This window comes from Actinoplanes couchii (genome assembly GCF_016862075.1).
Taxonomy (GTDB): domain Bacteria; phylum Actinomycetota; class Actinomycetes; order Mycobacteriales; family Micromonosporaceae; genus Actinoplanes; species Actinoplanes couchii.
Genome location: NZ_BOMG01000041.1, coordinates 36,013 through 51,110 on the forward strand (window position 1 = coordinate 36,013; position 15,098 = coordinate 51,110).

General features: G+C 70.9%; 15 protein-coding genes. 5 read left to right on the forward strand and 10 right to left on the reverse strand.

Annotated elements, in window-relative coordinates; translation table 11 throughout:
- Positions 1-53 precede the first annotated feature (53 nt).
- Both Aco03nite_RS14195 and Aco03nite_RS14200 read left to right on the forward strand, forming a co-directional pair.
- The gene (locus tag Aco03nite_RS14195; RefSeq protein WP_239145153.1) at positions 54-2,072 is read left to right on the forward strand and encodes a hybrid sensor histidine kinase/response regulator; all 2,019 of its coding nucleotides are present in this window, start codon (positions 54-56) and stop codon (positions 2,070-2,072) included.
- A 72-nt stretch (positions 2,073-2,144) separates the two neighbouring features.
- Entirely contained in the window at positions 2,145-3,899 is a 1,755-nt protein-coding gene (locus tag Aco03nite_RS14200; protein WP_373872600.1) for a VanW family protein, read from the forward strand.
- A 5-nt stretch (positions 3,900-3,904) separates the two neighbouring features.
- On the opposite strand, the gene Aco03nite_RS14205 is transcribed toward Aco03nite_RS14200, so the two are convergent.
- Positions 3,905-4,873 (reverse strand): STM4015 family protein, encoded by a 969-nt coding sequence (locus Aco03nite_RS14205; RefSeq protein ID WP_203795549.1) that lies wholly within the window; start codon positions 4,871-4,873, stop codon positions 3,905-3,907.
- Between the two features lie 19 nt (positions 4,874-4,892).
- Complete coding sequence (locus tag Aco03nite_RS14210) at positions 4,893-5,321, reverse strand: nitroreductase family deazaflavin-dependent oxidoreductase (RefSeq protein WP_203795550.1); 429 nt, start codon at positions 5,319-5,321, stop codon at positions 4,893-4,895.
- Positions 5,322-5,355: 34 nt separating this feature from the next.
- On the opposite strand from Aco03nite_RS14210, the gene Aco03nite_RS14215 reads away from it, so the two are divergent.
- Together Aco03nite_RS14215 and Aco03nite_RS14220 are read left to right on the forward strand one after the other, a co-directional pair.
- A complete protein-coding gene (locus Aco03nite_RS14215; RefSeq protein ID WP_203795551.1) occupies positions 5,356-6,525 on the forward strand; it encodes a cytochrome P450 in 1,170 nt (389 codons plus the stop codon).
- A gap of 23 nt (positions 6,526-6,548) precedes the next feature.
- Positions 6,549-7,478, forward strand: coding sequence for a diacylglycerol/lipid kinase family protein (locus Aco03nite_RS14220; protein ID WP_203795552.1), 930 nt, complete (start codon positions 6,549-6,551; stop codon positions 7,476-7,478).
- Between the two features lie 5 nt (positions 7,479-7,483).
- Here the strand turns inward: Aco03nite_RS14220 and Aco03nite_RS14225 are convergent, their stop codons facing one another.
- Positions 7,484-8,407: an SGNH/GDSL hydrolase family protein gene (locus Aco03nite_RS14225; protein WP_203795553.1), complete on the reverse strand. Its 924-nt coding sequence runs from the start codon at positions 8,405-8,407 to the stop codon at positions 7,484-7,486.
- A 183-nt stretch (positions 8,408-8,590) separates the two neighbouring features.
- Positions 8,591-9,541, reverse strand: coding sequence for a sulfite exporter TauE/SafE family protein (locus Aco03nite_RS14230; RefSeq protein ID WP_203795554.1), 951 nt, complete (start codon positions 9,539-9,541; stop codon positions 8,591-8,593).
- A gap of 124 nt (positions 9,542-9,665) precedes the next feature.
- On the opposite strand from Aco03nite_RS14230, the gene Aco03nite_RS14235 reads away from it, so the two are divergent.
- Positions 9,666-10,043: an MmcQ/YjbR family DNA-binding protein gene (locus tag Aco03nite_RS14235; RefSeq protein ID WP_203795555.1), complete on the forward strand. Its 378-nt coding sequence runs from the start codon at positions 9,666-9,668 to the stop codon at positions 10,041-10,043.
- A 4-nt stretch (positions 10,044-10,047) separates the two neighbouring features.
- Here the strand turns inward: Aco03nite_RS14235 and Aco03nite_RS14240 are convergent, their stop codons facing one another.
- From Aco03nite_RS14240 to Aco03nite_RS14265, 6 genes are all read right to left on the reverse strand, one after another.
- Complete coding sequence (locus Aco03nite_RS14240; protein ID WP_203795556.1) at positions 10,048-10,761, reverse strand: YcnI family copper-binding membrane protein; 714 nt, start codon at positions 10,759-10,761, stop codon at positions 10,048-10,050.
- Positions 10,762-10,772: 11 nt separating this feature from the next.
- Entirely contained in the window at positions 10,773-11,423 is a 651-nt protein-coding gene (locus Aco03nite_RS14245; protein WP_239145155.1) for a copper resistance CopC family protein, read from the reverse strand.
- The gene (locus Aco03nite_RS14250; protein WP_203795557.1) at positions 11,336-12,514 is read right to left on the reverse strand and encodes a Dyp-type peroxidase; all 1,179 of its coding nucleotides are present in this window, start codon (positions 12,512-12,514) and stop codon (positions 11,336-11,338) included. Before Aco03nite_RS14250 ends, Aco03nite_RS14245 begins: the two co-directional genes overlap by 88 nt.
- Complete coding sequence (locus Aco03nite_RS14255; RefSeq protein ID WP_239145156.1) at positions 12,511-13,047, reverse strand: copper chaperone PCu(A)C; 537 nt, start codon at positions 13,045-13,047, stop codon at positions 12,511-12,513. Before Aco03nite_RS14255 ends, Aco03nite_RS14250 begins: the two co-directional genes overlap by 4 nt.
- Before the next feature lie 92 nt (positions 13,048-13,139).
- Positions 13,140-13,853 (reverse strand): class I SAM-dependent methyltransferase, encoded by a 714-nt coding sequence (locus tag Aco03nite_RS14260; RefSeq protein ID WP_203795559.1) that lies wholly within the window; start codon positions 13,851-13,853, stop codon positions 13,140-13,142.
- 81 nt (positions 13,854-13,934) lie between these two features.
- Entirely contained in the window at positions 13,935-15,098 is a 1,164-nt protein-coding gene (locus Aco03nite_RS14265) for an aminotransferase class V-fold PLP-dependent enzyme (protein ID WP_203795560.1), read from the reverse strand.

Genomic DNA, 15,098 nt, shown 5'->3' on the forward strand with positions numbered 1-15,098 from the left:
CTTTAGCCTTATTAGGGACATAGCACCCTCAGGCCCGCGGCAAGGGAGTCTCCGTGGCGACAGTGATGGTCGTCGACGACGTGGCGGTCAACCGGGACATCGTGCGCATGCTGCTCGGTATCCGGGGACACGACGTCATCGAGGCACACGACGGAGCCGAGGCGCTCCTGCTCGCCCACACCCACCACCCCGACGTGGTGGTGTCGGACGTCCTGATGCCCGGGATAGACGGCCTGGAGCTGGTCCACCGGCTGCGCGCCGACCCCGACCGGGAGGCCGCGCAGGCGCCGGTGATCTTCTACACCGCCAACTACCTGGAGCCGGAGACCCGGCCGATCGCCGAGGCGTGCGGGGTGAGCCAGGTGGTGCTGCGCTCCCAGGACCCGGACGCGCTGCTCGACGCGATCGACACCGCCCTGGCCGGCGGGCCGGTCGACGTCAACGCCACCGCGGACGAGGAGTTCGCGCAGACCCACCTGCAGACGGTCAACGCCAAGCTGATCGAGAAGGTGCGCAAGCTGCACGACACCGAGCGGCTCTTCGAGGCGATGGCCGTCGCCTCCCCGGTCGGCATCGGGATCATCAACCGGGACGGTGACGCCGACTACGTCAACCCGCGGCTCGCCGAGATCGTCCAGCAGCCGGTCAGCCGGCTCGTCGACCGCGGCTGGCTGGTCTGCCTCGGCGACAACGCCCAGGAGGCCGCCCTCCGGCTGCTGCGCGGCGACGGCGACGTCACCGAACTCCGGTTCACCCACCGGATCACCTGGTCCGACGGCAGCGTCCGGTCGCTGCGCATCCACCTGCGGCAGACCCACGGCGAGGACGACGGGCTCAGCGGCGGGGTGCTGATGATCGACGACGTCACCGACGTGACCCTGGCCGAGGCGCGGCTGCTGGAGGAGACCCGCCGCCGCCAGGACGAGGCCCGGCACCGCGACGCCGAGCGCCTGGTCAGCCTGCGCCGGATGGCCGGCGGGACGGCCCACGACTTCAACAACATCCTCGGCGCGATCCTCGGCTACACCAACCTGGCCATCGAGACGATCCAGGACGGCCGGGACGACGGCACCATCCCGCCCGGCGTCGTCGAGTCGCTGATCGGCGACCTGGAGCAGGTGGTCAAGGGCGGTGAACGGGCCAAGACCCTGACCCAGAAGCTGCTCGCCTTCGGCCGTCGTGAGGCCAACAAGCCGGTCCCGGTCGACGTCAACGCGATGATCACCGAGGACACCGTCTCGCTGGCCGCGGCCGCCGGGCCGCAGAACCAGCTGTTGCTCCGGCTGGCCCCCGGCTCACCGCAGGTCAAGGCCGACCCCAAGCAGCTCTCCGAGGTGCTGCACAGTCTGGTCCGCAACAGCGGCGACGCGATGCCGGACGGCGGCCCGATCACCGTCCGCACCGCGATCCGCGACGACGGGCTGGTCATCGAGGTCCACGACACCGGCACCGGCATGCCGCAGGAGGTTCTCGACCGGGTCTTCGAACCGTTCTTCAGCACCAAGTCCACCACCGGCACGGTCGGGCTCGGCCTGTCCACCGCGCACGGCATCGTCAGCCAGGCCGGCGGGCAGATCGTCCTGGAGTCCGAGGTCGGCCGGGGCACCACCGTCACCATCACGCTCCCGGTGGTGGCCGGCAGCGCTCCGCCGCCACCCGTCCCGGTCCCGGTGATCACGGAGAAGGGCGGTGGCGAGACGCTGCTGCTCGTCGACGACGAGGACGCCGTCCTGCAGGTGACCGCCCGGATGCTCGGCGGCGCCGGGTACCGGGTGCTGACCGCCCCGGACGCGGCCGAGGCCCTGCGGCTGCTGGAACGGCACGGCGGCGAGGTGGCCGCGCTGGTCACCGACGTGATGATGCCGGGCATGGACGGCCGCCAGCTCGCCCGGATCGCCTCCGGGCGACGGCCCGACCTGCGGGTGGTGTTCGTCTCCGGTTTCGCCGAGTCGCTGTTCGACGAGAACGGCAACAACCTGGAGCCGGGATCGACGATCCTGGCGAAACCCTTCGACCGCGACAAGCTGGTCACCACGGTACGAACCGCGCTCGGAGCCGGGCAATCCGCATGATCGCTTGATCTGCCCGTGATCAGCGGCGATTAGAGTTTCCGGCCCGCCGCCCACGACCTCCGAGGAGGCCTGGTGACCACCGCCAGTGACCGCCAGCCGACAGTACGGTTGCCGCAACAACCAATTCCCACACATGACGACATCGAGCCGTCACCGCCCGTGACCCCACGGTCGAGGCGTGGACGCCGGCTCGTGATCATCGGCGGCATCATCGCTGTGACGCTGGCCGCAGGCACCTTCTACGTCTTCCGCGGCGACATCCCGTACGGCACCACCGTGCTCGGCGCCGATCTGGGCGGCCTGAGCCGTACCGAGGCCGCCGACACGATCCGCACCCGGCTCGCCGCCGACGCGCGGACCACCGCCGCCGTCGACATCCAGGTCGAAGGCCGTGGCGCCACCCTGCGGCCCGCCGACATCGGTCTCGCCGTCGATGTCGACGCCACCGTCGCCGGGGCCGCCGCCGGCAGCCCGAAACTGTTCGGCGAACGTGTCGTCGCCCCGGTCGTGACCGTCGACGCCGAACGGCTCGACACCGCCCTCACCGAGGCCGTCGGCACCGTCGGCACCCCGATGAAGGCGCCGGCCATCACGTTCACCGGGCTCACCCCGAAAGCCGTCCACCCGGAGGCCGGGCGTGGACTCGACCCGCGGAGGACCGCCGACACCGTGAAAGCCGGCTGGCTCAGCGGCGGGCCGGTCATCGTGCCGCTCGTCGAGACCCACGCGGCCACCACCGCCGCCGAGGTCGACCAGCTCGTGAAGACCGTCGCCGAACCGGCCGTCGCCGCGCCGCTCACCATCAGGTCCGGCGCCGGCACCGTCACCGTGCCGCCGGCCGCCATCGCCAAGAGCCTCGTCCTCACCGCCGACAAGACCGGGCTGATCACGCCGCGGATCGACGCCGGGAAGCTGCGGACCGCGATCGCCGGCCGGCTGGCCAAGGTCGAGACCGCGGCGACGGACGCGAAATTCACGTTCTCCGCCGGCAAACCCAAGATCGTCGAAGGGAAGGACGGCAAAGGGCTGGACCTGGCCGCGCTGGCGCCGTCCCTGCTCACCGCGGCACAGAGCGGCGATTCTCGTACGATCGACGCGACGCTGACCACCGCCGCGCCCGCCCTCGGGGCCGCCGAACTGGAAAAACTCGGCGTCCAGGAGAAGGTGTCCACGTTCACCACCAAATTCCCCGGTGGTCTGTCGTCGCCGCGCAGCCAGAACATCGTCACCGCCGCCAAGCACGTCCGGGGTGCCCTGGTCCTGCCCGGCAAGACGTTCTCGTTGAACAAGTTCACCGGCGAGCGCGGGTACGCCCAGGGGTACAAGGACGCACCGGTGATCGTCGGCGGTCACCTCACGCCCGGGGTCGGCGGCGGGGTCTCCCAGTTCACCACGACGCTCTTCAACGCCACCTACTACGCCGGGTTGAAGGACGTGGAGCACAAGCCGCACTCGTACTACTTCGACCGTTACCCGTCGGTCATCGAGAGCACCATCTTCTGGCCGGACCTCGACTTCAAGTTCAAGAACGACAGCCCCCACGGCGTCCTCATCGACACGGCCTGGACCAGCAGCACCATCACCGTCTCGGTGTGGAGCACCAAGGTGTGGGACGAGGTGACCACCGAGTGGAGCAAACGGCGCGACATCACCTCCCCGTCCACCGTCACCAAGCCGGCCGGCCCCAGCTGCATCTCCACCAGCGGCCTGAACGGCTTCACCCAGGACGCGTGGCGCCTGTTCCACAAGGACGGCAAGGTCGAGAAGCGGGAGAAGTTCACCTGGAAGTACGACCCGGAGCCCCGCTTCGTCTGCGGGGCTCCCTGACAGGTCTACTCGCTCACGCTGATGTAACGGTCGCCGTCCTCGTCCGGGGTCTGCCGGTCCGTCGTGTTCACCTCCACGCCGGGCAGGGACTCCTCCAGCCAGGCCGCGATGTCGTCCGACAGGTAGTTGTGGGTCAGGTTCAAGGACTTCAAGTGGGTCAGCGGCTGGCCCGCCAGCAGGGCCTGGGCTCCGTCGTCGGAGAGGATGCCCAGGGACAGGTCCAGGTCCTGCAGCGTTGCCACCACGGGGGCGGACGCCACCGCCGCGGCCACCTCGTCGGCCAGCTCGGCGTTGCGCAGGCCCAGGTACGTCAGCGCCGGGAGCCGTGCGCCGGCCAGGACCGCGGTCAGGTCGTCCACGATGGTGGCGCTGCCGCCGTAGTGCTCGGTGCCCAGCCACAGCTCCAGGTGCTCCAGTGCGGGCAGGTCGGAGGCGCCCACACCCCGGGCCACGCCGGCGGGCAGGCCACCTCCCTCGAAGACCAGGCGGCGCAGCTTCTCGTGGCGGAGGCCGGTGAACTCCAGGCCCTCGGAACCCCGTACCTGCAGATGCTCGAGGTTCGGCGCGGCGGCCAGCACCGGTGTCACGTCGGCCTGATGGACCCAGGAGATCTGGGCCTCCCGATCCATCACGTCACCCAGGAACAACGCCCGCAACCGCGGCATCCGGGTGATGGCCTCGATGATCCGCTCGTAGTCGGGGGCGTCGTCGTCACCGTCCGAGATGATCAGGGTGGTGGCCCGGTCGCCCCACTCGGTGACGAAGCCTTCCAGGTCCATGCCGCAGGTGCGCCCGGCGATCTCGGGGCGCCGTCGCCGGTCCTCCTCGCATGTCGAGCAGGGGCAGCCGCCGGTCCACATGCCGCCCCAGCTGAGACGCCAGGCGACCGCGGCGGGGTCGGCCACCGGCAGGCCCGAGTAGTACTCCAGGGCGGGCAGGCCGGCGAACGAGGAGAGATGGTCGTCGTTGTCCATGGGGCGGCACGTTAGCAACTCACCGCACGGCGCTGCGGGTCAGCTCCAGGACGGGGATGGTGCGGATGCCGGCGGTCTTCTGCTCGTACTCGGCGAAACCGGGGTAGCGGGTCGCCTGCTCGCGGTAGCGGTCGTCGCGTTCGGCGCCGGTCAGCTCGCGGACCTCCACCGGGTAGCTGCCGGTGCCCCGCTCCACACTGCCCACACCGGCCGAGGTCAGGTTGTGGTACCAGCCGGGGTTCTCCGGGGCGCCGGCCTTGGACGCGAACACGTAGATCGTGTCGCCGTCGGTCTCGTGCGGCAGGTACATCATCGGGCTGACCATCTCCCGCCCGGACTTGCGGCCGGTGTGGTGCACCAGCACCATCGGCGCGCCGGCGAACGGCCCACCCACCTCGCCGCCGTTGGCCCGGAACTCGGCGATGATCTTGTCGTTCCAGTCGCTCATCAAAAGCCCCTCGCTGGACGATAGCGTTTCGGGTGTGCCGATCGATTTCGCGGATCCCGGGTTCCTCGCCGACCCGTACCCGATGCTGGGAACGCTACGCGACCGCGGGCCGCTGGTGTTCGATCCGGGCAGTGGGCGGTGGCTGGCCGCCGGGCACGCCATGGCGGGGGCGGTGCTGCGGGACCGGCGGCTGGGCCGGTTCTGGCGGGACGTCGCGCCGGCCGGGGAGTTCGAGCCGTTCAACACGCTGCACCGCAATCAGATGATGGAGAACGAGCCGCCGGATCACACCCGGCTGCGGGGGCTGGTGGCCACCGCGTTCGGGCGTGGGCACGTGGAGCGGCTGCGCCCGGCGGTGGCGGCCGAGGCGAAACGGCTGCTGGCGCTCGCCGGGGACGGGTTCGACCTGCTGGCGGACTTCGCCGAGCCGCTCGCGGTCAGTGTGATCGCGGAGTTGCTGGGGGTTCCGGCCGGCGAGCGGGACCGGCTCCGGCCGTGGTCGGCGGCGATGGTCCGGATGTACGAGATGGGCCGCACGCCGCAGACCGAGGCGGCAGCCGTGCGGGCGTGCCGGGAGTTCGCCGGGTACATGGCCGAGCTGGCCGCCCGCCGGGCCGCGGAACCCCGCGACGACCTGGTCAGCCACCTGGTGTCGGTGCGCGACGGATCCGACCGGCTCAGCGGCGAGGAGCTGGTGGCGTCGGCGATCCTGCTGCTCAACGCGGGGCACGAGGCGTCGGTGAACGGGCTCGGCAACGGGATCGTGGCGCTGCTGGAGCATCCCGGTGAGCTGGCCCGGGTGCGGTCCGACCGGGGGCTGGTCGCCGCCACGGTGGAGGAGATGCTGCGGTACGACTCGCCGTCGCAGTTGTTCACCCGTACCGCCGCGGTCGATGTCGATCTGGGTGGGGTGACCGTGCCGGCCGGGGGCGAGGTGGCCGCGCTGCTCGGGGCGGCCAACCGGGATCCGGCGGCCTTTCACCGGCCGGACCGTTTCGACGCCGGACGCGATCCGAACCCGCACCTGAGTTTCGGGGCGGGACTGCACTTCTGCCTCGGCGCGCCGCTGGCCCGCATCGAACTGCAGGCCGCCGTCGGCGCCCTGCTCGACCACGGGCCCCGGATGGAGCTGGCCGCCGACCCCGTACGCAATCCGGGCTTCGTTCTGCGCGGTTATGCCTCCGTGCGCCTCAGCTTCCCGTGATCTCCAGCAGATAGGGTCGGCCGGTGCGGACGAAGCAGGAGCTGACCGAGGACATCCGGGCGAAGCGGAGGGCCGCGCTGGTGGTCAACGCGCGGTCACGGCGGGGCCGCCAGTTGTACGCGGACGCCCGTGACCGTCTCCGCAACGCCGGGTTCGACCTGCTCGGAGCGTACGCGGTCGATCGTCCCGGCGAGCTGGAGAACTCGATGCGGGCCGCGCTGGCGTTGCGGCCGGACCTGCTGGTGGCCGGTGGCGGCGACGGCACGATCAGCACGGCGGGCCGGATGCTGGCGCACCGGGACATCGCTCTCGGGCTTCTTCCGCTGGGGACCACCAACAATTTCGCGCGTACGGTCGGCATCCCGCCGAGTCTCGACGAGGCGATCGCCACCATCGTCGAGGGCAAGGTCATCGACGTGGACCTGGGCATCGCGGGTGACATGCCGTTCACCAACCACGTCGGGGTCGGCCTGTCCGCCGAGATCATGATCAACGTGCCGAGCCGGCTGAAACGGATCATCGGGCGGATCGCGTACCCGATCACCGCGCTCGGGCTGCTGTCCCGGCACCAGCCGCTGAAGGCCACGCTGCGCGCCGAGGGCCAGGAGATCGTTTTCACCACCCACCAGGTGTACGTGGCGAACGGCGGTTTCCACGCCGGGCGCCCGATCACCGCGGACGCGCACGCCGACGACCGGCTGCTGGTGGCGTACCCGGTGGGCGGCGGCCCGAAGCGGGAGCTGATCCGGGAGACGGCCCGCAACGCGCTCACCGGCCACCGTCGTACGCTGCGGGAACGCCCTTTCATCGCGGTCGGCGAGCTGTGGCTGGAAACCGACCGCCCGGCCCACGTCGAGGTGGACGGCGAACCGTGCGGCTCCACCCCGCTGCGGATCGCGGTGGACGCCAACGCGCTGCGGATCATGGCCTCGCAGGAGACCCCGGACCACTAGGTTCGCTACCAGCCGGTGACCCAGCCGGCGGTGGTTTTCACCCGCCAGGCGCCGGCGGCGCGGTGCCAGAGGTGGCAGCCGAGGGCGGCGCGGGCGAACGGCGCGGCGGTGCTGTGGACACAGCGGCGGATCCGGGTGGCGGTGTACGGGTCGTAGCCGGCCGGGTCGCCGGCCCGGCGGATCGCCTGGTACCAGCGCCACGACATCTTCAGATAGCCGTAGCGGTCCGGGTGCACCAGGTCGCTGAGGTCGAGTCCGCCGATGTCGCGCATGTCGACGACGTGGAACCGGGGGCCGGCCGCCGCGACCAGGCCGGGGATGGCCCGGTTCAGGGTGTCGGTCCCCCGCTGCCGGGCGGCGCCGGGGCTCTTCGGGCCGTAGTACTGCACGCCGATGATCTGGGCCACGAAGACCTCGGCGTCCGGCGCGTTCCCGGCGATGGTGGCCAGCAGTTCCCGCATCCGGGCGGGTGCGGCGGCCGCCTCGGCCGGGCTGCGCATGTCGTTGGTGCCCAGGTGCAGCAGGACGACGTCCGGCCGGTAGGTGGCCAGCCGATCGGCCACGATCGTGGTGACGTCGGCGATCGTGCAGCTGGGGTGGCCCTCGTGGTCGCCGTCCGGGCCGGTGCCGTCGGTTCCGGCGCCGACCATGTCGACCTTCCAGCCGGCGTGGGCCAGCCGGGAGCGCAGGTCGGTGCGGTAACCGTCGAGCGGGATGGTCCCGATGCCGCGGGTGATCGAGTCACCGAGCGGCATGATCCGCACGGTGTCCGGGTCGGCCGGCGGGGTGTAGGCGGGTGCGTGCGGGCGCTCACCGGCCCGGCAGGGGACCATCGCGTCCGCCGGGGTGCCGGGGATGTTTCCCGCAGCGAGCACGGTCACCGCGAGTACGGCGGTGGCCAGGATCTTCCGGGCGGCGGTGAGGGTCACGCTCGGACCGTTCGGCGCCGTCCGGGCCGCGGCGAGTCCGGATCGGGTGCGGCGACGGAGGGAATCGGTTGCGGCCGGGGCCTCCTGGGAGGCCCCGGCTCACCGTGTCACACAGGCCGAGCTCACCGTGTCACAAAGGCCGAACTCACCGTGTCACGGGCCAGGCGACCCGTGACACGCGGGTCAGGCGCCGATCGGGGCCTTGTCCTTGTCGTCGCCGTCCGAGATGCCGGCTTCCGCGGAATCGGCGATGATCTGCCGCTCCTCGGCCGCGTTCTTGCGGTACTGGAGCACCGAGTAGACGATCGCGGCGGCCCAGGCCACGTAGATGACGCCGTAGAAGACGTAGCGGACGGCGTCCGGGGCGTCGATCCAGTCACTGCGCAGCAGCGAGCGGGTGTTGGTGAGGATGATGACACCGCCGACCGCGGCGCCGAGGACCCGCGGCGGGATGTGCCGGACCAGCCAGGCGGCCACCGGTGCGGCGATCACGCCACCGATCAGCAGGGCCAGGACCCAGCCGTAGTCGATGTTCTCGCTGCCGATGCCCCAGATGAAGCCGAGGCTGGCGGCGACCGCGACCAGGAACTCGCTGGTGTCGATCGAACCGATGGTCTTGCGGGGCTCGAGCCGGCCGCTGGCCAGGATCGCCGGGGTGCCGACCGGGCCCCAGCCGCCGCCACCTGTCGCGTCGACGAAGCCGCCGACCAGGCCGAGCGGGGCGAGGAAGCGTTTGCGCAGCGGCTTGCCGAGCTGGCCCTTGGGCAGGCCCTGGAAGGTGAAGCGCAGGAACACGTAGAGGCCGAGGGCCAGCAGGATGATCGCCATCAGCGGGCCGGCGGTCTCGGTGGAGATGCTGGAGAGGAAGGTGGCTCCGGCGAAGGCCCCGATCGCGCCCGGGACGCCGATCTTGAGGACGACCTTCCAGTCGACGTTGCCGAACTTCCAGTGGGAGAGGCCGGAGACCAGGGTGGTGCCGATCTCGGCCAGGTGCACGGTCGCCGAGGCGGCCGCCGGGTTGGTGCCGATCGCCAGGAGGAGGGTCGTCGAGGTCACGCCGTAGGCCATGCCCAGGCTGCCGTCGACCAGCTGTGCGCCGAGCCCGACCAGAGCGAGGAGGAGGAGTTTCTGCATGTGCCGACCGCCAGGGACGCAGGGGAATTCCTATTTCTTGGATCGGAGAATAGAAGCCTACCTGGTCAATAGGCAAGGCATCGATTGCTACGTGGGATGACAGAGATGTTGCAGAATGGCCACCGTGAGTGACGCTGACGACGTACGACGGCTGGCCCTGTCCCTGCCGGGGGTCGAGGAGATCGACAGTGCCGGATTCGACTTCCGGGTCGGTGGGAGGGGATTCGTCTGGTCATATCCGGAACGTCTACCCGGGAAGCCGCGAGTGATCCGTACGGATGTGGCGGTTTTGTTCGTCGGGGACGAGGCCGAGAAGCAGGCGCTGCTCCTCGGCGAGCCGGAGATGTTCTTCACCACACCGGGATACGACGGACTACCCCTGGTGATGGTGTGGCTGGAGAAAGTTTCGCCCGAACGGCTGAGTGAACTGATCACCGACGCCTGGCGGATGCGGGCCCCGGACGAACTCGGGGCCGGTCTGGTGGCCGGCCCCGAGTCGTGACCCGTCAGGCGCTGGGCGCAGCGGCCTTGCGGTAGGCGAGCAGGCCCAGGACCAGGCCCACCAGACCGGCGACCAGGCCCGCGATGCCCCAGGCCGAGCCGCCTCCGCTGCCGCCGTCGCTCTCCGGGGCGGCTGCGGTGTCCGCGGTCCCCTCGACGGCGGTGGTCTTCTCGACCCCGGCCGCGGTCAGCTTGAGGACCGGGGCGGGCGACTCCGGCTCGGTGCCGTCGGTGCTGGGCTCGTCGATCCAGCGCACGACCGTACCGTCGGTGTAGGTCTGCAGGGCCTTGAAGACGATCTGCTCGGTGGCCGGCAGCGGGCCGAGCTGCAGGTCGAACTCCTGGAAGGTGCCCGGCTTGATCTCCGAACCGGCCGCCGCCGTCCAGGTGATCTTGGTGACCGCCTCGGTGATCTCGCTGTCGTGCACCTTGACCGGGGTGGCCAGCTTCGACTTCTCGGTGGCCGCGGTCCAGCCCGGCGTCGGCTTGAGCGACACCGACCCGATCGGGGCCTCGACCGGCAGGTTGATCTCCAGCTTGTTGGTCGACTCGGTGTCGCTCTCGTTCGGCACCCGGAAGGTCACCTTCGAGTAGCCGCCCTGGGTCGCCGTGTCCGGGTTGACGGTCACGTGCGCGGACGCCGGGCCGGCCAGGCCGAACACGAACGCGGCCGCCACCGCGGTCACGGTGGCGGCTCGGCGCAGGGCTGTCTGCTTCATGGGGGAACCTCTCATGCTTTACGACGCTTCAGGAACAGGAAACCGGCGACGGCGGCCACCGCAACCACGACGCCGACGATGATGCCGATGAGGGTGGAGCCGGAAGAATCTGACTCATCCGATTTCTCGGCAAGAGTCGGGGCGACGCTGGGCGCCTCCGTGGTGGGGGCCACGGACGGTTCCTCCGACGGCGCCTCTGAGGGCGCGGCGGTCGCGGTCGGGTTCGCGACGGTGAACTCGTAGGAACCCTTCACCGTGTGCCCGTCGGTGGAGACCACCTGGTAGGCGACCGTGTAGACGCCGTTGGCCAGCTCCTCCTCGATGGTGATCACACCGGTGGTGCCGTCCACCTTCGGCTCCGACGCGGCCACCTTCCGCTTGGTGGAGTCGCTGACCGCGATGATGGTGTACTCCGGGTCCAGCTTCTGCAGGAACCGCAGCTTCACCTCGGCCGGCGCCTCCTTCAAAGTCGCCTTCTTGTCCGGGCTGGCCTCGGCGAGCGCGTTGTGCGCCCACGCCGGCGCCCCCGGCACCAGCACGAACAGCATCGCGGCGAAGGCCAGCAGGGCACGGGTCAGGCGAGCACCCGCTCGCCGATCCAGCCGCCCTCGGCGCAGCCCGGAGGAACGGCGAAGACCGCGGATCCGATCGGTGTTGTCCATTCGTTCAACAGGTCCTTCTCGGCTAGCCGCCGCTGGATGGGGAGGTACTGGCGGACGATGTCAGCTTGGTACGACGCGAAAACCAGCCCGCTGTCGGGTCGGCCCTGTGCGTCCGGCGCCTCGTCGTAGTTGAACGGCCGCCGCAGGATCTTCAGCTTCGGATCGGTGACATGTGCCCTGGTCACGTGCGAGAAGTTGGGCATCACCGGCAGCCCGGTCGAGTCGGTCCGCTCGAAGTCCGGCTCGTCGTGCTCGGCCTCGCCGGTCAGCGGCGCCCCCGACTCCATCCGCCGGCCGGTCGAGTTCTCCTTGTCGCCGACGCTGAGCAGATCCCACGTCTCGATGTCGGTACGGACCCGGCGGACCACCAGCTGGGTGCTGTGGTCGGCGTTCCAGACCGCGGCCGCCATCTCGGCGTCCTTCGGATTGGCCGTGCCGTCGAGCTGGCCGAAGACGTTGCGCTGAGTGAACCCGGCCTTGTGCACCCCGGCGCTGCGCCGGAACCCGCGCTGCACCCAGCGGACCGCGCCGAACGGCCGGGCGTCCTTGATCAGCATGCGCTGGGTGTGCGTGACGGTGAGCGCATCGTCGGCACAGATCTGCATCACCAGATCACCGCCGGACCAGCGGTCCTGCAGCCGGTCGATCGAGAAGACCGGCAGGTCGGCGACCGGCGACTCCAGGCCGGCCGCCCGGTAGAGACCGGGGCCGAACCCGAACGTCACGGTCAGCCGGGCCGGGTGCCGGGCCAGTTCGGCGTCGGTGTCGCCGAGCGCCGGCTCGCCCCGGGTCAGGCGCACGGCGTCGTCGGTGAGCAGCCGCATCATCCGGCCCAGGGCGGCCCGGTCGGTGCCCTTGGCCAGGGTCAGCGCCACGAACGAGCCGTGCGCGGGCGGCTCGTCGGTGATCCCGGACTGCCGCTCGCCGTGGAACGGGATGATCCCGGTGCCGATGTCCTGGAAGTCGGCGACCGGAACCGCCGCCACCGAGGGGGTGGCGGCGGGTGCGGCGGCGAGATAGCCGGCCGCGGCGGCCGTGCCGAGCCCGGCCACCGCGCCTCCGGTCAGCACCGCCCGGCGACTGACGGTCACGAGTGCCCCGGCGCGTAGCTCTCCTGAGCACCGGCGAACGGCTTCGCCACCGCGGTGAAGTCGACCGTCCCACCACCGGTCAGCTTCAGCGTGAACGACAGCTCGTCACCGGCCTTGATCGGCGCGGACGGCTTCATCAGCATCAGGTGGTCGCCGCCCGGGGACAGCTCGTGGCTGCCACCGGCCTTGATCACGAAGCCGCCCTCCTTCGGCTCCATCACCATCGCGCCGTCCTTCATCGTCATGGTGTGCAGCTCCATCGGCGAGGCCGGGGAGGTCGCCGCCTCGACCGTCACATCGGCGCCGGTGTTGTTGACCAGGGTGGCGAACGCCGCGGTCATCCCGCTGTCGGCGGCCTTGACCCACGGGTCACGCACGGTCAGCGCGGCGGCCGGGGCCGCGGACGACGCCGAGGTCGAGGTCGAGCCGGCCGCCGGGGCGCCCGACGAGGCGGTGGCGTCCGACGACGAGCCGCAGCCGGCCAGGGTGGTCAGGGCGAGCGCCGCGACGGCGACGACAGTGCGAGTCAGCATCACATTCCCAAAGATCGTTTCTCCCCCGTACGGGGAACGACCGTTAGTCGCCACCACCGGCATCGAAGTTCCCGAGATCTTCCAAATATCGATCAACACGCGGCGAGGGCTGCGTGGCGGCCGTGGCGCCACAGGGCTCCGGCCTCGGGGAAGCCCGCCGCACGGGCCGCCGCGGCGTGCCAGGAGAGGGCCGGGGTGAACTCGGCCGGTGGGCGGGAGCGGAAGATCTCGGTGCGGCGGTCCATCAGCGGGGCGAACTCGGGGGCCGAGGCCAACTGGGACCACCAGTGCGACCAGGCCTGGCCCGGCGGGGCCTCCAGGGCCGTCATCAGCGCGGGCAGGCCGTCGTCGGGCATCACGTCGGCCACCACCAGCAGGCCGCCGGGGGCCAGGATGCGGCGGATCTCCGCATACAAGGACCGGATGGCGGCGGGGTTCAGGTAGTGGACCGTCATCACCGCCGTCACCAGGTGGTAACCGGTGCCGGTGGTGGCGGGCCAGGACGGGTCGGTCAGGTCGGTCTCGACCGTCGTCACCGTGGTGGGCAGGGCCGCCCGGGCCAGGGCCAGCAGCACCGGGTCCAGGTCGGCCACGGTGATCCGGGCGGCGGGCCAGCGGGTGGCCAGGCGTTCGGCGAACAGGCCGGGGCCGCCGCCCAGGTCGAGGATGCGGGCGGGTGGGCCGGTGCGGCGCTCGGCGGCGGTGGTGATCACCTGTTCCAGGTCGGCCAGGCCGGGCAGGTAACCGGTCATCACGCTGTTCCAGGCCGCGCGATGGCCGGTGGGGTCGAGTGCGGTGGACGGCATCAGCTACCTCGGGCACGACTGGTCAGCAACGACAATCGTTTCTAACCAGTCGTGGGCCCCGATGGTCACGTTTCCCGGGACTCAATGGTCCAGACGGGCCAGGGCGTCCAGGAGGCGGTCCACCTCCTCGACGGTGTTGTAGACGTGCAGGCTCACCCGTACCGACGCGGTCTTCTCGCCCTGGGCGCCCTGGCAGTGACCGTCGGCCCGGACCAGCAGCCCGTCGCCGGCCAGGATGAAACCGAGGTCGTTGGACCCGATCGAGTGGTGCCGGAACGTCACGATGCCGTGCCGCTGCTGCACCAGCGAATCCGACGTCAGGCTGCGCTGGCAGCCCAGCACCTCGTAGGCGGCCATCTTCGACAGGCCCTCGGTCAGCCGGACACCGAGCGCCTGGTTCCACTGGGCGATCTTCGTCAGGTCCGCTTTCTCCAGCCAGTCCATCGCGGCGGCCAGGCTGATGATGCCGCTGGTGTTCGGCGAGCCCTGCCAGCCGGCCGGGGTGTAGGCGGGGCCGCGCTGGTTGCGGGCCCAGAGGGCGCCGGTGCCGGGCAGGGCCATCGCCTTGTGCCCGGAGAAGGCCACGAAGTCGACGTCGAGTTCGCGGACCGAGACCGGGATGTGGCCGAAGCTCTGTGCCGCGTCCAGGCAGATCGGCACGTCGGGGGCGATCGCCCGCAGGCGCTGCACGTTCATGTCGTTGCCGTAGACGTGGTGCACGTGGGTGAGCGCGATCAGCCGGGTCCGCGGGGTGACGGTGAAACGGCGGTGGTCGTAGTCGTGGGCGCTGTCGTAGGGGATGGCCCGCACCGCGATCCCGGACAGCGACGCCGCCTCCACCCAGGGCACGCTGTTGGCGTTGTGGTCGGCGAACGGCACCACGATCTCGTCGCCGTCGCGCAACTGCGGGAGCAGCCAGTCCCGGGCGACCGCCCGCAGTCCTTCGGTGGTGCCGCTGACGAACTGGACCGTCGACTGGTCGGGCAGCGGGTCGTCGAGGAAACTCTTCAGCCGGTCGCGGGCCTGGTCGATGCGGGCGGTGGTGCGGTTGGCCCACGGGTAGGTGCCCCGGGAGGCGTTGGCGTTCCCGGTGGTCAGATAGGTGATCACGGTGTCCAGCACGGACTGCGGCTTCTGCGAGGTGGCGGCGCTGTCCAGATAGGCCACGTCCGGGTTGGCCTCGATCATCGGGAACTGGTCCCGGAGCACGCGCTGCCAGACGGCGAGGTCGTCGAGTGTGGTCAT